At 70.5% G+C, this 26,246-nt stretch carries 21 protein-coding genes and 1 other RNA gene; 12 read left to right on the forward strand and 10 right to left on the reverse strand.

Going from position 1 to position 26,246, the window contains the following annotated elements; genetic code table 11:
* Window positions 1-3 precede the first annotated feature (3 nt).
* The 3 genes from rsgA to hisN all read left to right on the forward strand — a co-directional run bounded on the left by rsgA (window position 4) and on the right by hisN (window position 3,264).
* Entirely contained in the window at window positions 4-1,077 is a 1,074-nt protein-coding gene (rsgA, locus tag ACVKXF_RS10440; protein ID WP_456795654.1) for a ribosome small subunit-dependent GTPase A, read from the forward strand.
* 213 nt (window positions 1,078-1,290) lie between these two features.
* The gene (locus tag ACVKXF_RS10445; RefSeq protein ID WP_148061746.1) at window positions 1,291-2,463 is read left to right on the forward strand and encodes an ABC transporter permease; all 1,173 of its coding nucleotides are present in this window, start codon (window positions 1,291-1,293) and stop codon (window positions 2,461-2,463) included.
* 18 nt (window positions 2,464-2,481) lie between these two features.
* Complete coding sequence (gene hisN / locus ACVKXF_RS10450; RefSeq protein WP_123312329.1) at window positions 2,482-3,264, forward strand: histidinol-phosphatase; 783 nt, start codon at window positions 2,482-2,484, stop codon at window positions 3,262-3,264.
* Window positions 3,265-3,323: 59 nt separating this feature from the next.
* Here hisN and ACVKXF_RS10455 read toward each other — a convergent pair whose 3' ends face one another.
* Window positions 3,324-4,814, reverse strand: a complete 1,491-nt coding sequence (locus ACVKXF_RS10455; RefSeq protein WP_456795655.1) for an MFS transporter — start codon at window positions 4,812-4,814, stop codon at window positions 3,324-3,326.
* Window positions 4,815-5,301: 487 nt separating this feature from the next.
* Between ACVKXF_RS10455 and ACVKXF_RS10460 the strand changes: the two genes are divergently transcribed.
* The 8 genes from ACVKXF_RS10460 to ACVKXF_RS10495 all read left to right on the forward strand — a co-directional run bounded on the left by ACVKXF_RS10460 (window position 5,302) and on the right by ACVKXF_RS10495 (window position 15,318).
* Complete coding sequence (locus ACVKXF_RS10460; protein ID WP_456795656.1) at window positions 5,302-7,998, forward strand: LuxR C-terminal-related transcriptional regulator; 2,697 nt, start codon at window positions 5,302-5,304, stop codon at window positions 7,996-7,998.
* A gap of 425 nt (window positions 7,999-8,423) precedes the next feature.
* Window positions 8,424-10,238 (forward strand): glutamine--fructose-6-phosphate transaminase (isomerizing), encoded by a 1,815-nt coding sequence (gene glmS / locus ACVKXF_RS10465; protein ID WP_396288713.1) that lies wholly within the window; start codon window positions 8,424-8,426, stop codon window positions 10,236-10,238.
* On the forward strand, window positions 10,238-10,351 hold the full coding sequence (locus tag ACVKXF_RS10470) for a Rax2 family protein (protein ID WP_260233009.1): 114 nt from the start codon (window positions 10,238-10,240) through the stop codon (window positions 10,349-10,351). The genes glmS and ACVKXF_RS10470 overlap by 1 nt, the downstream gene beginning before the upstream one ends.
* A gap of 59 nt (window positions 10,352-10,410) precedes the next feature.
* Window positions 10,411-11,124 (forward strand): M50 family metallopeptidase, encoded by a 714-nt coding sequence (locus ACVKXF_RS10475; RefSeq protein ID WP_456795657.1) that lies wholly within the window; start codon window positions 10,411-10,413, stop codon window positions 11,122-11,124.
* Between the two features lie 116 nt (window positions 11,125-11,240).
* Window positions 11,241-11,774, forward strand: coding sequence for an NUDIX hydrolase (locus ACVKXF_RS10480; RefSeq protein WP_340197503.1), 534 nt, complete (start codon window positions 11,241-11,243; stop codon window positions 11,772-11,774).
* A 170-nt stretch (window positions 11,775-11,944) separates the two neighbouring features.
* Window positions 11,945-13,342 carry an O-acetylhomoserine aminocarboxypropyltransferase/cysteine synthase family protein gene (locus tag ACVKXF_RS10485; RefSeq protein ID WP_456795658.1) on the forward strand — a complete coding sequence of 466 codons (1,398 nt, stop codon included), beginning with the start codon at window positions 11,945-11,947 and terminating at the stop codon, window positions 13,340-13,342.
* Between the two features lie 3 nt (window positions 13,343-13,345).
* Window positions 13,346-14,653: an LLM class flavin-dependent oxidoreductase gene (locus ACVKXF_RS10490; RefSeq protein WP_456795659.1), complete on the forward strand. Its 1,308-nt coding sequence runs from the start codon at window positions 13,346-13,348 to the stop codon at window positions 14,651-14,653.
* 101 nt (window positions 14,654-14,754) lie between these two features.
* Window positions 14,755-15,318, forward strand: a complete 564-nt coding sequence (locus ACVKXF_RS10495; RefSeq protein WP_123312321.1) for a GlcG/HbpS family heme-binding protein — start codon at window positions 14,755-14,757, stop codon at window positions 15,316-15,318.
* Window positions 15,319-15,450: 132 nt separating this feature from the next.
* On the opposite strand, the gene ACVKXF_RS10500 is transcribed toward ACVKXF_RS10495, so the two are convergent.
* Together ACVKXF_RS10500 and ACVKXF_RS10505 are read right to left on the reverse strand one after the other, a co-directional pair.
* Window positions 15,451-16,065, reverse strand: a complete 615-nt coding sequence (locus tag ACVKXF_RS10500; RefSeq protein ID WP_456795660.1) for a response regulator — start codon at window positions 16,063-16,065, stop codon at window positions 15,451-15,453.
* Window positions 16,062-17,219 carry a sensor histidine kinase gene (locus tag ACVKXF_RS10505; protein ID WP_456795661.1) on the reverse strand — a complete coding sequence of 386 codons (1,158 nt, stop codon included), beginning with the start codon at window positions 17,217-17,219 and terminating at the stop codon, window positions 16,062-16,064. Before ACVKXF_RS10505 ends, ACVKXF_RS10500 begins: the two co-directional genes overlap by 4 nt.
* Window positions 17,220-17,448: 229 nt before the next feature.
* On the opposite strand from ACVKXF_RS10505, the gene ACVKXF_RS10510 reads away from it, so the two are divergent.
* Entirely contained in the window at window positions 17,449-19,449 is a 2,001-nt protein-coding gene (locus tag ACVKXF_RS10510) for an acyltransferase family protein (protein WP_456795662.1), read from the forward strand.
* A 601-nt stretch (window positions 19,450-20,050) separates the two neighbouring features.
* Here the strand turns inward: ACVKXF_RS10510 and ACVKXF_RS10515 are convergent.
* The 7 genes from ACVKXF_RS10515 to prfB form a co-directional block, all read right to left on the reverse strand.
* A complete protein-coding gene (locus ACVKXF_RS10515; RefSeq protein WP_456795663.1) occupies window positions 20,051-21,235 on the reverse strand; it encodes an O-antigen ligase family protein in 1,185 nt (394 codons plus the stop codon).
* 111 nt (window positions 21,236-21,346) lie between these two features.
* Window positions 21,347-22,207, reverse strand: a complete 861-nt coding sequence (locus ACVKXF_RS10520) for a hypothetical protein (RefSeq protein ID WP_456795664.1) — start codon at window positions 22,205-22,207, stop codon at window positions 21,347-21,349.
* A gap of 156 nt (window positions 22,208-22,363) precedes the next feature.
* Window positions 22,364-22,740, reverse strand: a transfer-messenger RNA (tmRNA) gene (ssrA, locus tag ACVKXF_RS10525).
* A 101-nt stretch (window positions 22,741-22,841) separates the two neighbouring features.
* On the reverse strand, window positions 22,842-23,318 hold the full coding sequence (gene smpB, locus ACVKXF_RS10530) for an SsrA-binding protein SmpB (protein ID WP_123312316.1): 477 nt from the start codon (window positions 23,316-23,318) through the stop codon (window positions 22,842-22,844).
* An 89-nt stretch (window positions 23,319-23,407) separates the two neighbouring features.
* On the reverse strand, window positions 23,408-24,322 hold the full coding sequence (ftsX, locus tag ACVKXF_RS10535; protein ID WP_123312315.1) for a permease-like cell division protein FtsX: 915 nt from the start codon (window positions 24,320-24,322) through the stop codon (window positions 23,408-23,410).
* Window positions 24,319-25,074: a cell division ATP-binding protein FtsE gene (gene ftsE / locus ACVKXF_RS10540; RefSeq protein ID WP_111086441.1), complete on the reverse strand. Its 756-nt coding sequence runs from the start codon at window positions 25,072-25,074 to the stop codon at window positions 24,319-24,321. The genes ftsX and ftsE overlap by 4 nt, the downstream gene beginning before the upstream one ends.
* Window positions 25,075-25,135: 61 nt before the next feature.
* A complete protein-coding gene (gene prfB, locus ACVKXF_RS10545) occupies window positions 25,136-26,245 on the reverse strand; it encodes a peptide chain release factor 2 (RefSeq protein ID WP_111086442.1) in 1,110 nt (369 codons plus the stop codon).
* Window position 26,246 lies beyond the last annotated feature (1 nt).

The raw sequence follows: 26,246 nt of genomic DNA on the forward strand, positions 1-26,246 counted from the left end.
CGCATGAGCTGGTGGGACGACGTCGACGGTGACGACTCCGACGCGGACGAGCCGTACGGACAGTACGACGAGTCGAGCGTGCGGGTGCGTCCGAACCCGAAGGGCAACCGACCCCGCACGAAGACGCGGCCGACCTACGACGACGCACCCGTCGGCTGGGTGACGAACGTCGACCGCGGGCGGTTCGGCGTGCTGGTGGGGACGGGCTCCGGCTCCGGCTCCGGTGACGAGCACGTCATCACGGCGACGAAGGCCCGCGAGCTCGGCAAGAAGTCCGTCGTCACCGGCGACCACGTGTCGCTCGTCGGCGACGTCTCCGGCGACCCCGGGTCACTGGCGCGCATCGTGAAGGTCGCCGAGCGCACCACGCTGCTCCGTCGCAGTGCGGACGACTCCGACGAGGTCGAGCGCGTCATCGTGGCGAACGCCGACCAGATGCTCATCGTCGTCGCGGCCGCCGACCCGGAGCCCCGCACCCGGCTCATCGACCGGTACCTGGTGGCCGCGTTCGACGCCGGCCTCGACCCGATCCTCTGCATCACGAAGACCGACCTCGCCGCCCCTGCCCCGTTCCTGGCGCACTTCGCGTGCCTGGACCTGCGGATCGTGACGAGCCGGTCCGACGACGTGCCGTTCGAGGCGCTGCACGACCTGCTCGACGACAAGGTCACCGTGACCGTCGGGCACTCGGGCGTCGGCAAGTCGACGCTCGTGAACGCCCTGACCGGGTCGACGCGGGCGATCGGTGTCGTGAACTCGGTGACGGGTCGCGGGCGGCACACCTCGTCGTCGTCGATCGCGCTGCGGGTGCGGGACGGCGGCTGGATCATCGACACCCCCGGCGTGCGGTCGTTCGGCCTCGGGCACGTCGACCCGGCGAACGTCTTCCGCGCGTTCGCCTCGCACGCGATCCCGGTGCGGCCCGCGCGGGACGGCATCCCGTTGGCGCAGGCGCACGACTGGGAGATCGTCGACCGGGTGCAGGACGGCGAGCTCGGGCCGACGGGTGTCGAACGGCTCGACTCGTTCCGCGCACTGCTGACCGGCATGGGCGCGTCCGACCCCGGCCTGGAGTAGCCCGGCGCGCCCGTCCCGTCCCGTCCCGCCGCGCCCGTGCCGTCCCGTCGAGGTTCCGAAATCTGCACATCTCGGCGGCGTCACGGGCCGTTCGTGGAACCTCGGCGAACAGCGCGCGGCGTGTTGTGGAACCTCGGCGGAGTGGGCTCGGGCGTGTCACTCCGCCCGACCCCGCGTCGACACGTGTGCAGCAGTGTTGTACAGTGGACCCTCGTGTCTGAAGTTGCAAAGTACAACTTTGCGCCGACCCCCGCCGTCGACGCCCCGTCCTCGAGCACGACAACGACGTCGCACGCGCACCACTCCCCCACGCACAAGTCCCCCAGGGCCCCGAAGCCGCAGCGCACCGACAGCGTCCTGCGCCCCGCCGGCCTCGGACGGGTGCTCCTGACCTTCGCCACGCACATCCTCGTGCCGCTCTTCCTGGCCGCCGGCATGGGACTCGCCTACCTCGGCGCCTTCCACGCACCCGCGCCGAAGGAGCTGCCGGTCGGCATCGTCGGGCAGTCCGCCGCGACCCAGGTGTTCGCCCAGACCGTCACCGACGAGTCCGACGGCGCGCTCGTCGCCCACGTCGTCGCCTCGACCAAGGACGCCGAGCGGCAGATCCGCGACCGCGACCTCGCCGCCGTGTACGCCCCGACCACCACGGGCGCGACGCTCTACGTCTCGACGGCTGCGTCGGAGACGACCGCTTCCGCCGCGCAGAAGGTCTTCCTGCCGATCGCGTACGAGCAGCACGTGCCGTTCCGGGTGGTCGACGTCGTCCCGACGGGCGAGCAGGACAGCACCGGGCAGGGGCTGTTCTTCCTGCTCGTCGCGCTGAGCGTCGGCGGCTACGCATCGGCCATCGCCGTGGCGTCCGTCGCGACGAAGCTCCGCGCGGTGTGGACCGCGGTGGTCGGGCTCGCCACCGCCGGGGTCGTCGCCGGCATCGGGATCATCGTCGCCGGACCGATCTACGGCGTCATCACCACGCACCACTGGCAGGTGTTCCTGTTCGCCTGGCTGTACGACGCGATCATCGTCGCGATCGGCGTGGGCCTGCACCCGGTGCTCGGGCGGTGGACCACTCCGGTGCTCACGATGCTGTTCGTGATGCTCAACTTCACGTCGTCCGGCGGGATCTTCCAGGCGTCGTTCGTGCCCGGGTTCTTCTCCGCGCTCCACTCCTTCTGGAGCGGCGCCGCGTGGCTGCAGGCAGCGCAGGACCTGCAGTACTTCCCGGACGCCTCCCTCGGCCGGTCGTCCCTGGTCCTCGCACTCTGGCTCGCCGCGGCGGTCCTGCTCTGCGTGGTCGTGCACGGGCTCGTCGCCCGCCGCACGCGCATCGCCCGCGAGCGCGAGGTCACCCGGCTCGAGGAGGAAGAGGTCGTCGCCGCGTAGCCCCGCTACGCTCGACCCGTGGACCTCAGCGCCGACCTGGACTTCGCCCGCTCGCTCGCCGACATCGCCGACACGATCAGCCTCGAGCGGTTCCGCGCCGCCGACCTGCACGTGTCGAAGAAGGCCGACAGCACGCACGTCACCGATGCCGACCAGGCCGTCGAGCACGCCCTGCGCGAGCGGATCGCGACGGAACGGCCCGACGACGCGTTCCTCGGCGAGGAGACGACGGCGGACACCGGCGCCGAGGCGACGAGCGAGGGCCACCGCCAGTGGGTCGTCGACCCGATCGACGGCACCGCGAACTACCTGCGCGGCGTGCCGGTGTGGGCGACGCTCATCGCCCTGGCGGTCGACGGTCGCCCCGTGCTCGGCGTGGTGAGCGCCCCCGCGCTCGGCAAGCGCTGGTGGGCGGCGGAGGGGCTCGGCGCGCACTCGTTCGACGGCGCGCTCCGCGTGTCCGGCGTCGCGGACCTGTCCGACGCGAGCCTGAGCTACAACAGCATCCAGCAGTGGGACGACGACGACCGGCTCGACGCGCTCGTCGACCTGTCGCGCAGGGTCTGGCGCACGCGCGCCTACGGCGACATGTGGTCGTACATGCTGGTCGCCGAGGGCGTCATCGACATCGCGGGCGAACCCGACCTGAAGCCGTGGGACATCGCCGCCCTCGTCCCCATCGTGGAGGAGGCGGGCGGACGTTTCACCTCGCTCGACGGCGACCCTGGAGCCTGGCACGGCAGCGCGCTCGCGACGAACGGCCTGGTGCACGATGCCGTCGTCGAGGTCATCCGCCGCTAGCGCGACGCAGAACGACACCGTCGACGTCGGACGACGTCGACGGTGTCGTTCCGAGTCGATCAGGCCGCCGCGGCCTCGCGCCGAGCCGCACGCCGCCGCACCACCAGGTCCCCGACGGCCAGCACGAGTGCGAGCGCCATCAGCGACACCGTGAACGTCGTGCCGCTCCGGAATGCGTCGTGGTACGCGTCGAGCCGACTCCCCCCGGACCCGTCGCCAACGGCAGCGGAACCCCGCACGATCCCGTAGAAGATGCTCGTCGCCACCGCGGTGCCGATCGCGGTCCCGACGCGCTGCCCGAGCTGCTGCATGGACCCGGCGACGCCGGACTGCTCGACGGGGATCTCGGCCAGGGTGAGCGTCTGGTTCGGCGACACCACGAACCCGCCGCCGAGCCCGCCGACCAGGAACGCCCCGGCCATCGCCCACGGCGTGACCTCCGGCGGGGTCAGGACCGCGGCGAGCATGAGCAGCACGAAGCCGACCACGACCATGAACAGCCCGAACACCACCAGTGCCCGCCCGACCCGGTCGACGATCCGACCGCCGATGTACGACCCGACGGCACTCGTGGCCGCGAACGGGATGCTCACCATGCCGGCGAACAGCGGGGAGAGTCCGAGGCCTTCCTGCAGGAAGAGCGTCACCATCAGGAAGGACGCCGGGATCGCCGCGAAGTAGACGGCGACGATCGACAGCCCAATGCGGTACGACGACAGCCGGAACAGCTCGAAGTGCACCACCGGCGACTTGCCCTGCCGCTTGTACCGGACTTCCCAGAGCACGAACAGTCCGAGGAACACCACGAACCCGACGAGCCACAGCCACCGCGCGCCGGAGTCACCAGCACCCGTGGTGAGCACGAACGGCAGCATCAGCGTGATGATCGCGGCGCCGAGCAGCAGGATGCCGACGATGTCGAGCTCGCGGTCCTTCGCCTGTCCCTGCGCTCCCTTGGGCAGGAGCTTCACCGCGAAGAACAGGGCGACGAGGCCGAGCGGCACGTTCATCCAGAACAGCAGGCGCCACCCGTTCTCCTCACCGCCGATCGCGATGAGCCCACCGCCGATGGTCGGGCCGAGCGCGGTGGAGATGCCGATCATGGCGCCGAACAGCCCGAAGGCCCGTCCGCGTTCCGGCCCGCGGAACAGCTGCTGCACGAGCCCGATCACCTGCGGCATCTGCGTGCCCGCGGCGAAGCCCTGCAGGATCCGCGTGACCATGAGCACCTCGATGGTCGGTGCCACGGCACAGAGCAGGCTCGACACGGTGAACGCGACGAGCCCGACGATGAACAGGGCGCGGCGGCTCTTCAGGTCGCCGAGCCGACCGGCGGGCACGAGGGCGAGACCGAACGCCAGGGCGTACCCCGCCACGATGAGCTGGAGCGACGAGCTGGTGGCGTGGAGGGACTGCTCGATCGACGGCAGTCCGACGTTGACCTTCGACAGGTCGAGGATGGTCAGGGCCGCCACGGCGACGCACACGGCGAAGGCCCTCCAACGCGTGCGGTCGTCGAGGCGGGCGTCGGTCGGGTCAGCGCTGGACATCACCATCGTTCGTACACCGACCGGCCTCCGGGCGGGCGAGACCCACCCCCGGGCGGGTGACACCCCCTCGTCGTGGCCCCCCGGACTGGGGGCACCGTTGCCGGATACGGGGTGCGCGGGGCGGCTCAGATGGCCAGTACCTGAGTTATCGTGCTCATGCGGAAGGTCACGCGCTGACCCGGATTCCCTAGATCCGAGTACATGAGCGCAGACCGACCGTGTTCGTCCGAAGACCCTAACCCGAGGGGTGATACAGACGATGACATCATCGTTCCCGAGCGGAACCGAGTGCACCCTCACTCGTCGACCGCATCCAATCCACGACAGCTCCGGCGCGCGCGCAGTCGCCGCCTCCCGTCCGCACTCCGACACGGCCACCCACCGTGCAGCAGTCCGGTCCGCCTCACGGCGCCCCGTCGCAGCGAACGCAGCGTTCGCCGACGACCTCTCCGCAGGATCCGCTTCCGGGCCCGGAGGCCGGTGAGTCATGGCACTCACCGGTCGACGTCTCGAGGTCGACCGGATCGCGACCCTCGCTGTACTCCCTCGGGAGTCCGCGATGGTCGTGGTCGGCGACCCTGGTTCCGGACGCAGCAGCGTCCTCGACGCGGTCTCGAACCGCGTTTCCCTCCCCGTCGTGCGGGTCGGTGTCAACGGGAGTGAATCCCGTTGGCCCCTGGCCGGCGTGACCTCCCTGTTCACCGCGCTCGACGACCCCCGTGCGACGGCCCACATCGCCCATCTCCTGCAGACGGGCGAGACGGCGGTCCCCGTGACCGCCGGACTGGCGGCGGCGCACGACTTCCTCGACGCCGTGCACGCGCTCACCCTGCCGCCGACGCTCGTGCTGATCGACGACCTCGACCGCATGGACGTCGAGAGCCAGGAGCTCATCGCGTTCCTCGCCGGCCGACTCGCGGGCACCGCCCTGCGCGTCGTGGCGACGGTCCGTTCGGTGCCGTCGGACGGTCCGCTCGCGGCCCTGCCGGCGCTCCGCATCGAGCCGCTGCCGTCCGACGAGGCACTGATCCTCGCCCGGTCGATGGCACCGGAAGAGGCGAACGACGGCGTCCTCGCCGTCCTCGCCGCGGAGACCGGTGGCAACCCCGGCGCACTCCGCGAACAGCTCGCGGTGCTCAGCCGCGAGCAGCTCACCGGTGCGGAGCCGATCGTGCTCCCGCTCCGACCCACTCCGACGACCGAGGCCCTCGCGGCGCTCGCACTCGGGTCCGCCGCGGGACGAGATCTGGACGTCCTCGCGAAGCTCGCCCTGGTGCCGGTCGCGAAGACCACGGCCTGGGACCGGGACGAGCTGGACGACCTGGTCGGAGCAGGCCTCGCCACCGTGCGGGGTCAGAGCGTGACGGTCCGCGACCCCCTGGTCCGGTCCGCGCTGTACTGGCGGATGCCCGCCCGTGACCGCCGCGCGGCGCACGCCGCGCTGGCCACGGCGAGCGCCGAGTCCGACCCGCGGGCCGCCGCGTGGCACCGGAGCTTCGTCGACGACGTCCCCGACGTGGTCGCGCTGCTCAGCGCCGCACGGTCCTACGTGGTGGACGGCAACGTGCACGCCGCGATCGCCCTCACCGAGCGTGCCCTGCACGTCGGTGGCGGCACCGAGGACGAGCTCGTCGCGCTGCTCGGGGTCGCCGAGGCCCTGCTCGGCAACCGGATGCTCGGTTACGCCGCGCGCTACCTCGCCGCGCTCCGTCCGTTCCGGACGACTGCGCACGAGGTCCGCCGGCTGCGCCTGCAGTACTCGGCGCAGTACCTCAGTGGCGACGCCGTGCACGCGGACGAGCTCCTCGTGTCGGTGGACGCGACCGAGCCGGCCGACGTGGACGCGATCGCCGGGCTGATGGCCATGGTGGCGTGCTTCCGTGCCGAGGCGTGGGAGCTCGACCAAGCGAGGGACCTCCTGCACCGTGTGGAGCCCCTCGAGGCGTCGGCGTCTCCGCACACGCTGGAGATCACGACGACCGCGCGGGAGCTCATCGCCGCGATCGACGGCACCCTGCCGGCGGACACCGACCTGCACGACGGACTCGCGACGTCGGTGCTGCTGGCGATGTCCGACCCGGCCCTGCTGCTCCTCGCCCACGCGCTGAGCATCGCCGAGCGGTACCGGAGCGCGCGTCGGGTGTTCGCACTCGTGCTCGCCCGGGGCCCGCAGACGGCACCGGTGTGGATCGAGGCAGCTCGCTACCTGACCGCCGAGAACGAGGTGCGCTCCGGGAACTTCCGGCAGGCGCTCCGCGCGATCGACGTGTGGGAGGCCGGTTCCTCGGTGGTCGAGCGGCTCCGTGAGCCGTCGCGGGCCATCGCGATCGCCTGGCGGCACTTCGCCGAGGGGCGTTCCGCCGAAGCCCTGGCGGTCGTGGACCGGTGCCTCGAGCACCGTTCGACGAGCCGCCTGTGGGGTGCGACGGCGAAGCTGCACGCGCTCCGCGGTCGGGTCCTGCTGCTCGACGGCAGACTGGAGGAGGCAGCCGCCGCACTCGAAGCGGCGGACGCCATCGGCCGGTCCCTGCGGAACCCCGCGGTGCTCCGGCACCTCGGCGACCTGGTCGAGGCGTACGCGCGCCTCGGACGGATCGACGACGCCCGCACCATCACGGCGCGACTCGCTGCGGACCACCACGCCCGACCGGGTCGTTGGGGTGCGCTCGTGCTGGCGAGGAGCCTCGCGCTCGTCGCCGACGACACCACCCGGGACACGGCCCGTCGCCGCGCGCTGGAGCTGTTCCAGCCGCACGACTCGCAGTTCGAACGGGCACGGACGTTCGCGGCCCTCGCGGTCGTCGGCAACCCCGCCGAGCGTCCGCGTCTGGGCGCAGCAGCGGCCGCGGCGTACGAGGCGGCCGGCATGCGCCGTCCCCTCGTCACCCCCGCACCGGCAGCGGCCATGCCGCCGTTCGGCACGGGGTCGTCGCTCCGGTCCGCACCGGTGCTGTCCGCGTCGATGCCGGGGACGCCCCGGAGCGCTCCGGACGCCTCCGCGGTGCTCACCTCGCTCACGGCCGAGGAACGCGCCGTGGTGCAGAAGGTGACGGAGGGCTACCGCAACCGCGAGATCGCGTCGTCGCTGTTCATGTCGCAGCGCACGGTGGAGCTGCGGCTCACGCAGATCTACCGCAAGGTGGGCGCGCGGTCGCGCTCCCACCTGGTCGCGCTGCTCACGTAGTCGACGCGACCACGAGGCGGACGGGAGGCCCGGTACCAGCTGGTACCGGGCCTCCCGTCCGCCTTTTCCTTGTCCAGAACGCGGCGTGCGTTGCGCGCGCACGTTGCGGGAGTCCGCACGCGACCGCACCGCGGCGTCCCCCGCACGCGGGGAACCGCAAGAGCAGTCGACGACTGTTGCCGTGGCGGCGTCGCCGGGTGAGGCTTCTCATGCACCGACCGCCGTGCCCCTCCCCAGGGGCCAGACCGCGGTACCCCGTCCGGTACCCGAACCTCGTGGCCCACCCGCTCCGTCGTCCGTCCTCGCCTGATCCGAGGACGGGCGCCGGTCAGGACCGCGAGGACCCGGACGCGCGGCAGACCCGACGGCGGTCGGTGCCGAACCCCGCTCCACTCCCCCACCCCGTTCCCCCGAAGGGACAGCCGATGTGCGGCATCATCGCGGCCCGCGTGTCTGACGACGCGACGCCCTACCTGCTCGACGGACTCGAGCGACTCGAGTACCGCGGCTACGACTCCGCCGGCATCGCCGTCCGGACCGCCACCGGGAGCACCGAGACGATCCGTTCGGTGTCCCGTGTCGGCGACCTGCGCACTCTCGTCGCCGCCCGGTCCGGCGACGCCCTGACCGGTGTCGGCATCGGCCACACCCGCTGGGCGACGCACGGCGCCGTGCGCGAGGCGAACGCCCACCCGCACGCCGACTGCTCGCGCCGGATCAGCATCGTGCACAACGGCATCATCGAGAACGCCGACCGCCTGCGCGACATGCTCGAGGCGCAGGGGCACCGGTTCCGTTCCGAGGTCGACTCCGAGGTCATCGCGCACCTCGTCGAGCGCGCCCTGGCCGTCGACCCGGACCTGATGCTCGCCGTGCAGATCGCGACCGCGCAGCTCGAGGGGTCGTGGGCGATCGTCGTCCTCGACGCCCGCGACGGCCGGATGGTCGTGGCCGCGGACCGCTCCCCGCTCGTCGTCGCCCGGTCCGCCCGCGGCGACTTCGTGGCGAGCGACATCGGTGCGATCGCCGAGTGGTGCGAGACCTTCGTCGCGCTCCGCGACGGTGACGTCGTCGAGCTCGGCGAGGCCTGGACCTGGTCGTCGAACGGGATCACGGTGCCCGTGCCGTTCCCCACCCCCTCGCCGTTCGCCGCGACCGCGCTGGACCTCGGCGACCACCCGGACCACATGGCGAAGGAGATCGGCGAGCAGGCCGACGTCGTCAGCACGATCCTGGACCGGATCGCCCGGCGCACCGCGGACGGCAGCATGTGGGTCGGCCTCGGGCTGCCCGCCTTCGAACGCCTGGCGATCGTCGCCTGCGGGACCTCGCTCAACGCCGGCCAGGTGATCGCCACCGCCCTGCGCGGCATCGGCGGCGTGCCGACCGACATCGTCGTCGCCAGCGAGGCCGACCAGGCCGTCCTCGGCCCGGACACCCTGGTCGTCGCGATCAGCCAGTCCGGCGAGACCGCCGACGTCCTCCGTGCGCTCGACCGGTTCGAGGACCGCCACCCGGTGCTCGCGTTGACGAACAACATGCACTCCTCGCTGGCCCGTCGCGCCGACGCCGTGCTCGACTGCCACGCCGGCCCGGAGATCGGTGTCGCCGCGACGAAGACGTTCACGGCGCAGGTCGTCGTCGGTGTCGCCGCGGTGATCTCCGCGCTCGTCGCGTCCGGCCGCATCGAGGTCGCACGCGCCCACGCGCTCGTCGACGAACTCCTCGACCTGCCGGCACGCATCGAGCACGCCACCCAGGTGTCCGCCGACCGGATGCCGCTCCTGGTGTCGAGCGTGAAGGAGGCCACCGGCTTCCTGTTCCTCGGCCGCGGTGCCGGCCTGCCGTACGCCGCCGAGGGCGCGCTCAAGCTCAAGGAGCTCAGCTACCGCTGGGCCGAGGCCTACCCGGCCGGCGAACTGAAGCACGGGCCGCTCGCACTCGTCGACGAGGGCACGCCCGTCGTCGTGGTCGACCACGGCGAGCCGAAGATCCAGTCCGCGATCGCCGAGGTCCGCGCCCGCGGCGGCTTCGTCATCACCATCGGCGGCGAGGGGTCGGACATCCCGGCGCTCGGCAGCCGCGGCACCGGCGGACTCGCCTGGGGCGCCATGGCCGCGCCGTGGGGCCCGCTCGAGGCCGTCGTGCCGCTGCAGATGCTCGCCCGCGAACTCGCGCTGCAGCTCGGCTGCGACGTCGACAAGCCGCGCAACCTGGCGAAGTCGGTGACGGTCGAGTGATGCGCGGCCGGATGAACCACCTGACGACGTTCCTGGTCGTGCTCACCGCGTTCGCGATCGCCATGACGACGGTGCTCGTCGTCGTGGTGGCGGGGCCGACCGCCCTGGGCTGACGGGCACGGTTGGGCTGGGTCTCGGGCAGTTCGCGGGACACGGCTGCGATGCTGGTCCCTTGACCACCGCAGCCCCGCCCCTCGTGTTCGTCGCGCTCGTCGTCGGCGCGCTCCTGCCGTTCCTGCCGCTCATCGGACGCGTCGCCCGGATCGCCGCGACCATCGCCCACGAGGTCGGGCACTGCGTCGTCGTCGTCCCGTTCGGTGGCCGCATCCAGCGCATCGACCTGCATCCGGACGGCTCCGGCGAGGCCTGGGTCCAGCTCGGCCGGGTGCCCGGCGGCATCCGCTGGCTCGTCCGGATCCTCAACCTCTACGCCGGGTACAGCGGGCCGCTCTGGGCCGGGGTGCTCCTGGTGACCGGGGTGCTGCACGGCTCGCGATGGCTGCCCGTCGCGGTGCTCGGTGTGATCGGGCTCGTGGCGCTGGTGTTCGTGCGGAACTGGTTCGGGCTGCTCGTCGTGCTCGGGTTCGACGTCCTGGCGCTGTGGGTGGCACTGCGTCCGTCCGAGACCACGGTGCTCGTGGTCGCCGCCGTCGGGGCGTTCTTCGTCGTCGACGGACTGCGGTCCGTCGTGCAGGTCGCACGGTGGCTGCTCACCGGTGCCCGCGTGCAGACGGACTTCCACATCGCCGCAGCCGAGATGCGGGTGCCGGCCGGGGTCTGGTTCGTGCTGTTCGTACTGGTGAACGGCCTGGCGGTGTGGCTCGCACGGGTCCCACTGCTCGAGGTCTGGGACACCGTGGTCGCGGGCGTGCGCGCACTCTTCTGACGAGGGGCGCTGGTCGACCCGGAACGACGCCCTCGATGTCGTACGACGTCGACCTCGTCGTTCCGCGTCGTCGCCACCCACCGCGTCGTCGTCATCACACCTGGGAGGATGGTGCGGTGCTGCTCGACACCGTCACCACCGCCCTCGCCACCGCTGACGATCGGCACCGCGATGCGTTCGCCGCGTTCGTCGCCGCCGGAGGGGATGCCTCACTGTGGCGTGACGGCGGCCCGGAGCACCTCACCGCGTCGTGCTTCGTGTTCTCGCCCGACCTGGCCCGGGTGCTGCTCTGCCTGCACCGCAAGGGCGGCTTCTGGGTGCAGTTCGGCGGGCACCTCGAGCCGTCGGATGCCTCGTTGGCCGACGCCGCTCGTCGCGAGGCCCGCGAGGAGTCCGGCATCACCGACCTCGAGCTCGTCGACGGCCGCATCGCGGACCTGGACCGGCACGAGCTCGGCGGCGGGTTCGCCTGCGCGGCGCACTGGGACGTCGGCTTCGTCGCCCTCGCCGACCCGTCGGTGGTGACGGCCGTCAGCGATGAGAGCGACGACGTCCGCTGGTTCGCGCTCGATGCGCTGCCGGCCGAGATCCCGCCGGGGCTGCCCGGCCGGCTGTCGGCGGCCATCGCATCGGTCGGTCACCGCGGCTGACGGGCGCTGGTCGACCCGGAACGACGTCCTCGATGTCGTACGACGTCGACCTCGTCGTTCCGCATCGGGACCGGCGCCGCGTCCCCGCCCTGCGTAACGGAACGCCGCAAACGACTGTCCGCACGGCGAAGGCTGCGAGGCTACCGCCAGACGACTCCCGGAGGTGTCCCATGGCGAACGACGATCACGGTTTCTCGACCGAACAGGTGCACGGCGGCTTCGTGCCCGATGCCGGGCACGGCGCACGGATCCCCGCCATCCACATGTCCTCCGGCTTCCTCTTCGACGACTTCGACCAGGCGCGCGACCGCTTCGCCGGCACCGAGGACGGCTACACCTACACCCGCCTCGGCAACCCGACGAACGCCGACGTCGAGCGCCGCGTCGCCCTGCTCGAGCGCGGCGTCGAGGCGATCCTGGTCGGCAGCGGACAGGCGGCAGCCACCATCGCGTTCCTCGGGCTCCTGCAGGCCGGCGACCACGTCCTCGCCGCCCGCAGCATCTACGAGGGCACCAAGGGGCTCCTCGTGCAGAACCTCGGCCGCCTCGGCATCGAGGTCGACTTCGTCGCCGACCAGCGCGACCTCGACGAGTGGGCGCGCCTGGTCCGCCCGAACACCAAGGCGTTCTTCGCCGAGACGATCCCGAACCCGAAGAACGACGTCCTCGACATCACCGGCGTCGCCGACACCGCCCACCGTGCCGGGGTCCCCCTGATCGTCGACAACACCCTGGCGACGCCGTACCTGGTCCGGCCGGTCGAGCACGGCGCCGACATCGTCATCCACTCGGCGTCGAAGTTCCTCTCCGGTCACGGCGCGGGACTGGGCGGCGTGGTCGTCGACGGCGGCACGTTCGACTGGTCCGCCTCCCCCGAGCGCTGGCAGCACCTCACCAGCCCGGAGCGGTCGCTCGGCGGCGAGAGCTACGTCGAGCGCTACGGCAACCGCGCGTTCGTCGTCTTCGCGCGCGACGTCGTCGCCTCGCGCATCGGCCCCACCCCGTCGCCGTTCAACGCGTTCCTGATCCGCCAGGGCATCGAGACGCTGAGCCTGCGCGTGGAACGCCACAGCGCGAACGCGCTGGCGGTGGCGCAGTGGTTGGAAGCACAGCCGGAGGTGACGAGCGTCGACCACGCGGGTCTGGCCTCCAGTCCGTTCCACGACCTCGCCCAGCGCTACCTGCCGCGTGGTGCCGGCTCCGTCTTCGCCTTCACGCTGGCGGGCGGCGAAGCCGCCGCGCACACCTTCATCGACAGCGTCCAGCTCTTCAGCCGGATGACCCACCTGGGTGACGTCCGCTCGCTGATCCTGCACCCCGCGACGACGACCCACGCCGGCAAGACCGCCGCGGAGCGCGCCGACCAGGGCATCGACGACGGCCTGATCCGACTGTCGGTCGGCATCGAGGACGTCGCGGACCTGCTCCGCGACCTGGGACGCGGGTTCGCCGCGTTGCGTTCCGCAGACGGCAGCGTTGGCCTGGAGGCCCGTGGCGCGTCCGACGCGGAGCGTGCGTCCCTGGAACACTCGGTCCCGGGCACGCGCGTGATCTCCGAGGAGCTCTAGACGATGGCACGACCGCAACACTTCGGGTACTTCTTCTCGCGCGGATTCGGCCCGCAGGCCTGGGGGCGCTCGGACTGGGACTGGGGCCACGACTGGACCAAGCCCGACCTGTACCAGCAGTCCGTCCGCACGCTCGAGCAGGCCGGCATGGACCTGGTCATCGCCGAGGACGCCATCTCCCTCGGCAACCCGTCGACGCTCGACCTGCGCATCCGCCAGGCGTACGGCGGCCCGAAACACGACCCGCTGCTGCTCGCGCCGTACCTGTTCGCCGCGACCTCGCACATCGGCATCGCGCCGACCGTGAACGCCGGGTTCACCCCGCCGTACCTGGCGGCGCGACAGTTCGCCACGTTGGCGCACCTGTCGTCGGAACGCCTCGGCATCAACGTCGTGACCGACGTCGGCAGTGCCCGGCACGCCGGTCTGCCACCGCTGCCGCACGACCAGGCGTACGACCGTGCCGAGGAGTGGCTCACGCTGCTCCGCCGACTCTGGCACTCGTGGGGGCCCGACGGACACGTCGGGGATCCCTCGGACTGGCACTTCGCCGACGGCGACGAACTCGACGCGTTCCACCACGAGGGCGCGTACTTCACCGCCGACGGCCCGCTCAACGCCCTGCCGCTCGACTCCGACCCGGTGGTCGTCTCCCCCGGAGGCTCCGGTCGCGGCCTCGCGTTCGCCGGCACCCACTCCGACGTGCAGCTCGCGCTCGCACCGCTGTCCGCCGCCGCGGTGTCGGACTACCGCGACCGCGTGATCAGCGCAGCGCAGGCCGCCGGACGCACCGCCGCCGACCTGCGGATCCTGTTCGTCCTCAAGCCCGAGATCGTGTCGTCGCCCGACGAGGCCGATCGGATCGTCGAGGCGTCCCGGCACCCGTCCGACGACGACCTCCGGACCGCGGCGATCGCGTGGTCGAGCGACTCCGAGACCGACCTGCTCGCGCTCGACCTCGACGCGCCCTTGCCGGACCGTACCTTCGGCGACCACGTGTCCGCCGGCACGATCCGCGGACTGCTCGGCGACACCCCGGACGCTCCCCTGCGCTCGCTCCTGGAGCGCAAGGCCCGCAAGGGGCGGGTGTCCTCGCGCGAGGGCTTCGTCGGGACCGCCGACGAGTTCGCGGACTTCATCGAGGAGCTCGGGTCGGACGCCGACAACGACGGCATCATCTTCTCGGGTGACCTGCACCCGGCGCAGATCCACCGGATGCTCGGCGACCTGGTGCCGGTGCTCCGACGCCGTGGGCTCCTGCGGCGGGAGTACGGCGCCGGGGGCATCCGGGCGAACCTGTTCGATTTCTGACGTCCACCGTTCGGTGCGCATCCGCTGCCCAGACGGTCGATGTGCCGACATGTCCCCCGGAGGGAGGCTTGCAGCACAACGACGAACGAAAGGTCGCCCCCATGCGTCTCTCCCACACCCTCATCGCCACGACCGCCGCGGCACTCGCCGTCGCCGGTGTCACCGCCGGCGCGTCGATCACCGTCGGTGACCGGACGTCCGCCGCGGCGCAGACCGCCTCGGTGCAGACCGCCGCGTCCGTCAGCGGCAAGGCCGTCGTCGAATCGAAGCGTCTCGGCTCCACCGAGGCGATGCAGGCCGCTTCGGCAGCGCTCGCGGCGGCGCAGGAGGACGGCGCCGGCTTCGTCAGCGTCTCGGTCGTCGACCGCAACGGACAGCTCCAGGCGTTCGTCCGCGGTGAGAACGCGGCGTCGCACACGATCAAGGCCTCCCGTGAGAAGGCGTACACGGCCGCCGCGTTCGGTGCGGCCACCTCGGAGCTCGCGAAGCGTGCCACGGGCGACAACGCGGGCCTGAGGGACCTGCCCGGCACCCTGTTCCTCGGCGGTGGCGTGTCCGTCAAGGACGGCGACGCCTCGATCGGCGGCATCGGCGTCGGCGGCGCCCCGTCCGGTGACCAGGACGAGCAGTACGCGCAGGCCGGCCTCGACGCGATCTCGAAGTGACGCCTGCTCACTGACCCCGGGGTCCGGACCTCATCGGCAGCGGAGCGACCACGTGGTCGCTCCGCTGCCGTCGTTCGTCGCGTCGCGTCGCATCACGTCGCGTCGCGTCGCGTCACATCACGTCGCGTCACATCACGTCAGTGCGATGATCCCGCGGCGCGTGGCCTCCGCCACCGCACCCGCTCGCCCGTCCACGCCGAGTTTGGCGAACACCCGGATCAGGTGGGTCTTGACGGTCGACTCGCTCATGAACAGCTGCTCGGCGATGACGCGGTTCGTCAGCCCCTCGCCGAGGAGCTCCAGCACGTCGAGTTCCCGCGGCGTCAGGGTCTCGTCCGGACGACGTCCACGGTCGAGCATGCGTTCTGCGACCGCCGCGGCGTAGACCGCGGTGCCGGTCGCCGCGGCCGTGATGCCCGCCGACAGCTCGTCAGCCGAGGCGTCCTTGAGCAGGTACCCGGTCGCGCCCGCATCGAGTGCGCGCATGATGGCCACGTCGGTGCCCGTCGCGGTGAACACCAGCACGCGGGTGCGCTGCACGAGCTCGGGCAGCAGGTCACCGCCGTTCCGCGAACCGAGCCCCAGGTCGAGCACCACGACGTCCGCCGACGTCGCCTCCACCAGGGACACGACGGCGTCCGGATCGCCGGTCGAGCCGACGACCTCGATGCCGGGGTAGGTCCCCAGGACGGCCGCGACACCGGTCCGGAGCATCGGGTGGTCGTCGACGAGCACGACGCGGATCATCGTTCCGCCACCGGCACCGTCGCGGTCAGGACGGTTCCGTGGTCGTCCGATCGGACGTCGAGCGCTCCCCCGACGGCCGCGAGCCGACGTCGCATGATCGCGAGGCCGTGCCCGCCGTCCGGGCCCGCCACGACCTCGGCCTCCACGTCGAAGCCGACTCCGTCGTCGGAGACCACGATCACGACGGAATCCGCCCCGTACCGGAGCTCGAGTGTGATCGTCGTCGCGTCCGCGTGCCGCTCGGCGTTGCCGAGTGCCCCCTGGGCCGTCCGGAGCAGCGCGAGCGCCCGCAACGGTGAGAGCGGCTGCGGTTCCCCCGTCGTCGACCAGCCCGCACCGACCCGTGCGGCAGCCTCCGCCGAATCGCTCGCGAGGTCGACCTCGTCGTCCGACCCGGACCCCAGGTCGTCGACCAGCGTGCGGGTCTGCGCGACAGCGGAGCGCAGCGCACGGCGGGCGTCCCGAGCGAGCCCGTCGTCCCCGGACCGTTCGGCGGCCTCGGTGAGCAGGAGCACCCCGGCGACGGACTGCAGGACCGTGTCGTGCAGTTCGGCGGCGACGTGCTGCCGTTCCCCGAGAGCACTCGCCCGCCGCTCGCTGTCCACGAGTCGAGCCCGGGTCGCGACGAGCTGACGGACCGACGTGGAACGCTCACGGAGCGCCGACCGTGACAGGACGATCGCCGCCAGGAAGACCAGCCCGGCGAGCAGGCAACCGGCCACGAGCCCGGGGTCCTGGCTCCCGGTCAGCCGCGGCACCGAGGCCGCTGCAGCGACGATGGCCGCGCCGCTCGCCAGGGTCGCCGGCACCACGCGCACGGTCGTCTGCAGCAGGACCACGAGCGGCACCACGCTCCACGCGGCACTCGGGGCGACGAGGACGAGGACGACCGCGACGAGCGCGAGCGTCACCGCGGCCGGCTCGCGAACCCGTGCCCGCCGCGACAGGACCGCGGTCGCCGCTGAACCCGCCGTCAGGAGCACGCCGAGCACGACCACTCTCAGGTGGCCCGGGTCGCCGGCGTGGACGGCGTGGTACCGGAGGGTCCCGATCGCGGTGACGATCGCGAGCGCAGCAGCGGCGAGTGCGCCCGAGTGACGCTCGACGGCACGGAGCAGCCTTCGCCGGCGCTCGGTGGGTGGGACCTGGGGCACGGCACCATGGTAGAGACCGCGGGCCGCTGGTCTGCTGGGGTCGCTCCCCGCGCAGGCCAGGGAGCGGGCCGTCTCCCCCACGTTCGTCTCCTCGACCTCGTGCCGGTGCTCCGGATCCGCGGACTCCTGCGGCGGGCGTACGGCGCCGGGGCATCCGGGCGAACCTGCTCGACCTCTGGCGGAGTCACCGGACGAGAGTTCATTGCATCACATCTGATATTCTGATGTGATGCAGCACAAGGGTCTTCGCCTCGACGTCCAGGGACTCCGCGGTGTGGCCGTCGCGTTGGTGGTCATCGAACACGCGAAACTCGCCCTGCCCGGTGGGTTCGTCGGGGTCGACGTGTTCTTCGTCATCTCCGGGTTCGTCATCACCTCGATGGTCGTCAGGGACCTCGCCAGTGATGCGGGCTTCTCACTCCGCAGGTTCTCCATCCGACGAGCCAATCGCCTCCTGCCGGCCGCGGGTGTCGTCCTCGCCGTCACCGCGATCGGCACCGCCCTCCTGCTCTCGCCCTTCGGCACACAACAGCAGTCGGCCGGCACGGGGGTCGCGGCCGCACTGGGGATGTCCAACATCGCGCTGTACTTCATCTCGGCGGACTACTTCAGCGAACACGTGCAGTCGAACCCCTTCCTGCACACCTGGTCCCTCGGTGTCGAGGAACAGTTCTACGTCCTGTTCCCGCTCCTGCTCTGCGTCGCGTGGCGAGTGGGACGATCTCGACGGAGCACGCTGTTCTGGTGCATCACAGTGGTCGCCGTCGTCTCGTTCTCGGCCTCGCTGGTGTTCTCCTTCTCGGCGGTGCTGCCCGGCATCGCCAACCCGTCGCAGTTCGCGTTCTACATGACACCGACGCGAGCGTGGGAGTTCGCCGTCGGCGCCGCGCTCGCGCTGTGGCCTGCACGAGCGCGGTGGCACGCGTTGCGCCCGGTCGCCGTCGCCCTCGGACTGATCCTCATCGCGGCTTCGGCCGTCTGGATCGAGCCGGGCGGCGCGTACCCCGGCACCGCGGCACTCCTGCCCGTCACAGGGACTGCCCTCGTGCTCGCCGGCGGAGCACGTCACAATCCGGTGTCCGGACTGCTCGCGCAACGCCCGCTCGCGTGGCTCGGTGACGTCTCGTACTCGCTCTACCTCTGGCACTGGCCGCTGCTCGTCTTCGCGTGGCGCCTCTGGCCCGGCCAGCAGGGCTCAGTCCTCGGCGCCATCGCCCTCGCACTCGCACTGGCTGCGCTCACCCACCGATTCGTCGAGACCCCGTTCCGTGGCCGCGCGGTCACGTCGACGCGCCGCTCGCTGCGCGCACCGGTGATCGCAGTCGTGGCCGGCAGCACTGCGAGCGTCCTCGTCCTCGGGGGCGCACTCACGTCGTGGGGCGATCCGAAGCTCGCGAGCGCCGCTGACCAGCTGCTGGCCCGACCGATCAGCTACAACGAGTGCCTGTCGACCACTCCGGTCTCTCAGCGTGACCTCGGCCCGTGCACCTGGGGGCCCGCCGACGGCCGACCGGTGTACCTGCTCGGCGACTCGAACGCCCAACAGTTCACCGAGGCCGCGAGATCGGCAGCTGTCGGCGAGGACCGACGGCTCGTCGTCGCGACCTGGGGCGGATGTCCCTTCCTCGACATCGGACTGCAGCGCGCCTCCGACGCATCGAAGGGCGCCGAGTGCGCACGCTACGTCGAGGACACCACATCGTGGTTGCGGTCACAGCCGCGCGGCACGGTCCTCATCGCCGCGTCCAGTGAGATGGTGCTGGCCGCCGATGACACGTTCCGGGCCGGCGACGGCTCGGTGGCGCGCACGACGGCGGCCAAGTCGGCTGTCTGGGCGGAACGCCTGGCCCAGCGGATCGAGGATCTCCAGCGCTCAGGGTTCGACGTCGTCCTCATCAGGACGCTGCCGCACTTCCCGGGTGCGCAACGCGATTGGTGGCACCCGGTCGAGTGCCAGAACGCCGTGGCGTTCACGGACCCGGCTGCGTGCGGGATCACCATCAGTGAGAGATCGGTGCGCGATCGCCAGCACGCCATCCGTACCGCGGAGACCGAGGCCATCCGGACGACCGGGGCAGGCCAGATCGACCTGCTCGCGGACATCTGTCGCGATGACGTCTGTTCCACGTTCCGCAACGGAACCTGGCTGTACCGCGACGGCCTGCACATCTCCCCGGAGTACAGCGGGATGCTGGCGCCCTTGTTCCGGCCGGCACTCGCGATCGAGTGACCAGCCGCCAGCGCCGCATCGAACTCACAACGGCGGCGCCTTCCTGGGCGTGGTGCAGTGGTGCGAACTCCATCGGCGGGTCCGCGACTGCAGCAGGACGCCAACTGCGACCTGGACGTTGACGAACGGGTCACATGACGGTGCTTCGGCGGCTTCGAGCAGGTCTCGGGAGGACTCGGCTCCTGTGCCGAGGGAGCGTGCGGGTTCAAGCACGCAAGGAGGAGCGCGGATCAGGGCACGGCCAGATCGCCGTTCTGGGAGCAGCCGACCTTGGCCTGCTGCCGAGACGGTGGGGCGTTGCGGCGAGGCTGAGTCCGGCGTGGTGGTTGCGGTCGGTCTCGTCTGAGCGCATCGCGACCCCGCGCCGCGCCCGCAGCCAGGCGCGGTTCGCTCTGGACGGTTACCTCTTGTCGGCCACCACGCCTCCGGGCGGGTCCGTGGCCGTCCCAGTCCGACCGGCACACGCACGTCCTCCAACGTCGGGACCGCGGGCAGCACCGACGCATGGCGGGTTCGGAGGTGTCGCCTCGGGGTCGTCGAAGTCGACGAGGCGAGCCCCATCGATCGAGCGCGAGCTCACGACCCGATGGGCGATCCCGTACTAGCGCGCAGCGATGCCCACCAGCAGCGGCGGCCCACCTGAAGCCAGCACCGCGCTGCCGCCTTCGGCGACGACGGGCCGCTGCGTGGATCGCTCGATGAACGGCTGACCGAGCAGCGCGAGGGCCACCCATCCGGAGGCGTCGTACTCCCAGATGCCCGACAGGACGATCGGCGTCAGGGTCGCGATGACCACTCCGAGACGAAGGTCCCGGGCACTGTCCGGGAGCTCTGCCAGTCGGTCGCGTTGCGAGAGAACGAGGAAAGCGAAGAACACGACCAGTCCCACCAACCCGAGGGTGGATCCGGTCTCGAGGATCGTGTTGTGCGAAGCGAGTTGATCCGGTGTGGCCGACCGCACGGCGCCGAGCCCGGAGCCGAGTATCCAGTCCTGGTCCCACAGCTGGCGTGCGACAGGCCAGATGTCGAGCCTGCCGGACAAGCCGCCCCGCCCACGCTCACCGAAGTCGACGAGTTCGAGCACCCGGTCGAGCCAGCCCGCACTGACGGACACCGACCAGACCACGACGACCACTGTGAGCGCACGGAGGGAGCCCCCGAGCCACCGGATGACGAGCCAAGCTGCCAGACACAGGATCGCGAGGAGAGCACTCCGCGTACCCGTTGCGAGGACGCCCGACACGAGGAACACCAGAAGCGTGATGGTGAGGACTCGTACGATCGGTTGCTGAACCAGAGACGAACGCCACAGGAGCACCACGAGAGCGATCGACGCGACGAGTCCGTACGCGACGTGATTGACGTTGAGGACTCCGGCTTGCGTCACGCGGTCCCCGTCCAGCTCCGCCTCACCGTTCGCGACGAGCTGCCAGGCAGTCATCGCCAACGCGACGAAGTTGCCGCTCACGTACGCGACGAAGACGACGAAGAGGTTCACCCCCCGATCGATCGCGGCCCGCACGGCCACGAACATCAGTGCAGACGACACGAGCGTGAGTGCGTTCACCAGGTACCGTTCCGGCGCAACGCTCCACAACTGGGAGTACCCGATCCAGATGACGAAGAGCCCGAGGAGCACCTCGGTCCAACCGAGCCTGAGCCGTCGCGGGTTGCTCAGGATGAGCGTCACGATGGCGACGACCGGGCCGTACCGGAGAACGAGGTTCGGCTCGATGGCGCTCGCGAAGGCGAGGACTGCCGCACCGATGCCGGCGAGACGCGTCATGAGCGATGGCGATCGCTCGATCGACGGCGGCCTCGTTCGCGATGTCATAACACCTAGTATTCTACATGCGGAACGGCACCGCAACCCTGCCGCCGTCGGATCGAGTACGCCTCATCGACGCTGCTCGTCGCTCCGCTTCTTCTTGCCCGGCTTCTTCTTGTCGTGGTCCTTCTTGTCCGACTTCTTCTTGTCCGACTTCTTCTTGTCCGACTTCTTCTTCCCGTCGTCCTTCTTCTTGCCGTCGTCCTTCTTCTCGGACGACTTCTTCTGGTCCTTCTTCTTGGACGACTTTTCCTTGTCGTCGTCCTTCTGCTGCTCCGGCTGCAACCGGGCCGAGGGCAACGGCAGGACCGGCGCCTGCTCCGGCGACGCGACCCCGTCGATCGGCTCGACGACCACGGCGGACCCCGTGTCGAGCTCGACGTCGACCGCGTGCTCTTCGAGTACCGGCGCGAGCGCGTCGGTCACCCGCTCCACGGTGAGCACGGCGTCGTCCTCGGCGAGCCGCAGCAGCGCCTGCGCCGTGCGGACCCGGGTGGTCGTCTTCCGGGCGAGCACGTCGGCCCGAGCCCCTTCGAGGAACGTGCGGAGGGTGCGCTCGACGACCGACCGGCCGCGCGGTGCAGCGCGGTCGAGGCGGTCCAGCTCACCGGCCACTCCGGCGACGTCGTCGGCCACGTGCTCGTGCCGCACGGACTCGATCAGGGCGGCGATCGCGGCGGCACCCCGCTCGACGGCGGCCGAGCGCTGGTCGAGCACGACGAGCATCTCGACGACCGACCCGTACGTGACGGTCTCGAGGCGAACCGGTTCGGCACCCCGGCCACGGACGACCAGGCGGGCGTCGGGTGTGGGCAGCCAGGCGGCGAGGGCCGCGACCGTGGCGACGGACCCGACGATCCGCTCGTAGTCGGCGAGTACCACTCGCTCCTGCTCGCGCAGACGGACTCGGATCGCGATCTCCTGCACCACGTGGGGGCCTTCCGTTCGGGGTCGACGCGGGCGTGTCCCTGCGCCTGCACCGGATCGTAGTCCTGCGAGGTGGCCGAACAGCGAACGCCCCGGCATCGTCCAGGGACGGTGACGGGGCGTTCGGTCAACGGTGACAGCGACTGGACGACCGGCGAATGGTGGAGATGGGGGGAATCGAACCCCCGTCCATCGCTGCAATTCGACGTCTTCTACGGGCGTATCCGGATAGTTCGTTCTGCTCGGCCCCGTCCTTTGCTACCGGCTTCTAGGACGACGGGCCCAGTCTCAGTGCAAGTCCCGCACGGCCCTGAGGCGCAACCGTGCAGCAAGTCCTCTGGATGACGCCGGGATCAGGTTAGGGGACGGTCACCTGGCCGACGGACTTCATGTGCTGGGCTGCTTACGCAGCGAGAGCGAAGTCAGTGCGCTTGGAATTGGCACTTGTTGTTTTCCACGGATCGTTCACGAGATAACCGTGGGTCCTCGGCCCGCTTCCCGTCGGCACACAGGCAATGTCGAAACCGATCATCCCCATGCGGGCCGGACGTGCGAGCCGCTGTCACGCTGTTGAGTTGTGTTGCCACTGCTCCGATCGGAGCAGTCCCTCAGTCTAGCTGACCGAGGTGGGAGGCCGCTACTCGCCGACCCGGTTCTTCGTGCGCATGGCCCGCTCGGCTTCACGCTTGTCGGTCTTCTCACGCAGGGCCTGACGCTTGTCGAACTCGCGCTTGCCCTTCGCGACGGCGATCTCGATCTTCGCTCGGCCGTCGTGGAAGTAGATCTGCAACGGCACCAGCGTGTAGCCACCCTGGGCCGTCTTGTGCGAGATCTTCACGATCTGCTGCTTGTGGAGGAGCAGCTTGCGCTTGCGCCGAGGTGCGTGGTTGTTCCAGGTGCCCTCGGTGTACTCGGGGATGTGCACGGCATCGATCCAGGCTTCCCCGCGGTCGATGTAGGCGTAGCCGTCGACAAGCGAGGCACGACCCATACGCAGGGACTTCACCTCGGTGCCGGACAGGACCATGCCGGCCTCGTACGTGTCCTCGATGAGGTAGTCGTGTCGGGCGCGACGGTTCGTCGCGACGATCTTCTCACCGCGTTCCTTCGCCATGACGACTCCTCTCGTACCGGGCACTGCATTGCGCAGCCCTACAGACTACCCAACAGCGGAGGCCCTCCGCACCTTCCCGGCGCGCCGGGTCAGACCTTGAGGTAGCGGCGGATGGCGATCGACGCCGACACCGCGGCGAGCAGCACCCCGATGACGATCACCGACGGCACCACGATGGCCGCGTCCCCCATGCCGATGAAGGCCGTGCCGGTGAAGCGCTCGGCCAGGAAGTTCCGGACGAAGAACCACACCACCGCGGTGATGGCACCACCAGCCAGGACGGCTCCGATGGCGGCGGCGATCACCCCCTCGAGCACGAACGGCGTCTGGATGAACCGGTTCGACGCACCGACGAGTCGCATGATGCCGAGCTCCCGCCTGCGACTGAACGCGGACAACCGGATCGTGGTCGCGATGAGGAGCACGGCGGCGACGAGCATGAGCGCCGCGATGCCGATCGCCGTGTACGACGACGCATTCAGCAGGTTGAAGATGGGTTGCAGGTAGCCGCGTTGGTCGACGACGCTCTGCACGCCGGCGACCTTCGACAGGCTCTCGACGAGGACGTCGGCCTGCGACGGGTTCTTCAGGTTCACCCAGAAGGTCTCGTTGAGGTACTCGGGCTTGACGAACTCGGTCGCCGCGGAGTCCTTGAACTGCTCCTTGAAGCGGGTGAACGCCTGGTCCTGGTCCTCGTAGTACGTCTTCTCGATGTACGGCTTGAGGGTGGACGAGTCGAGCTGGGCCTGGACCTGCTTCCGCTGGTCCTCGGTCGCCTTCGCGCCCGTGCAGTTGCCGGTGGTGTCGGTGTCGGTGCACAGGTAGACGGCGACCTGGGCCCGGTCGTACCAGTACCCCTTCATCTGGTTGATCTGCATCTGCAGCAGGATCGCGGTGCCCACGAAGGTGAGCGAGATGAAGGTCACCAGGACGACGGAGACGACCATCGACGCGTTGCGCCGCAGGCCCGAGCCGACCTCGGACATGACGAGTCCGAGCCTCATCGGATGAGCCCCGGGATGGTCTGGATGCCGGTGGTGTTCGACACGGTGCCGCGCTGGATCGGGACCGCCTGGGTCTGGTAGCCGCCGGACTGCTCGTCGCGCAGGACGGTGCCGTTCGACAGCTCGATGACCCGACGCTGCATCTGGTTCACGATGCTGGCGTCGTGCGTCGCCATGAGCACGGTGGTGCCTCCCTGGTTGATGCGTTCGAGGAGCGCCATGATGCCGGCGGACGTGGTGGGGTCCAGGTTGCCGGTGGGCTCGTCGGCCAGCAGGATCGCCGGCTTGTTGACGACGGCGCGGGCGATCGCGACACGCTGCTGCTCACCACCGGAGAGCTCGTGCGGCATGCGCGTTGCCTTGCCCGCGAGACCGACGAGCTTCAGCACGTCGGTGACGGCCTCGCTGATGAAGCCCTTGCTCTTGCCGATCACCTGCAGCGAGAACGCGACGTTGTCGAACACGTTCTTGTTCGGCAGGAGTCGGAAGTCCTGGAAGACGACGCCGAGGTTCCGTCGGAAGTACGGGACCTTCCGCGACGCCAGCGAGCCGAGGCGCTGCCCGAGCACGTGGATCTGACCGCGGGAGGGCTTCTCCTCCTTGAGCACGAGGCGCAGGAAGCTGGACTTGCCGGAACCCGAGGCGCCCACGAGGAACACGAACTCGCCCTTGAGGATCTCGAGGGTGAGGTTGTCGAGCGCCGGACTCGGGTTGCCCGAGTAGACCTTGGTGACCTGGTCGAATTTGATCATGACCGGATCAGGGTAGGTCGCCCCGCTTGGAAAGCAAGCGAGGCGCGCGGCTCACGAACCCCTACGCGTCGACCGATTGCTTGCGCCAGCGGATGCCGGCGTTGATGAAGCCGTCCAGGTCGCCGTCGAACACGGCTGAGGGGTTGTTCACCTCGTGCTCGCTCCGCAGGTCCTTGACCATCTGGTACGGCGCCAGCACGTACGACCGGATCTGGTCGCCCCAGCTCGCCGTGATGTTGCCGGCGAGCTCCTTCTTCTTCGCGTTCTCCTCTTCCTTCTTCAGGAGGAGCAGGCGCGACTGCAGCACGCGCATGGCGGCCGCACGGTTCTGGATCTGCGACTTCTCGTTCTGCATCGAGACGACGGTGCCGGTCGGGATGTGCGTCAGGCGCACCGCGGAGTCGGTCGTGTTGACGGACTGCCCACCGGGGCCCGACGAGCGGAAGACGTCGACACGGATGTCGTTCTCGGGGATGTCGATGACCATCGTCTCCGGCATGAGCGGGATGACTTCGACCGCGGCGAACGAGGTCTGGCGCTTGCCCGCGGCACCGAACGGCGACATGCGGACGAGGCGGTGCGTGCCGGCCTCGATCGACAGGGTGCCGAACGCGTGCGGGGCGTCGACCTCGAAGGTGGCGGACTTGATGCCCGCTTCCTCGGCGTAGGAGGTCTCCATGACGGTGGTCTTGAAGCCGTGCTGTTCGGCGTACCGGAGGTACATGCGCATGAGCATCTCGGCGAAGTCCGCGGCGTCGACGCCACCGGCCCCGGCACGGATGGTGATCACGGCGGGGCGGTCGTCGTACTCGCCGTCGAGGAGCGTCTGCACCTCGAGGTCGCCCATCGTCTTCTGGATCGCCTTGAGCTCGGCGACGGCTTCGTCGGCCGAGTCCTGGTCGTCGCCCTCGTTCGCCATCTCGACGAGCACCTCGAGGTCGTCGATGCGTCGCTCGGTGTCGGTGATCTTCTTCAGCTCCGACTGGCGGTGCGAGAGGGCGCTCGTCACCTGCTGCGCGTGCTCGACGTCGTCCCAGAGGTCCTGGGCGCCCGCCTGCTCGCTGAGGTCGGCGATCTCACGCTGCAGGCGGTCGACGTCGACCACCGAGCGGATGTTGCCGAAGGTCTCTCGGAGGGCGGAGAGCTGCTCGGTGAAGTCCAGTTCGACCATG

It is taken from the genome of Curtobacterium sp. PvP017, from assembly GCF_054060195.1.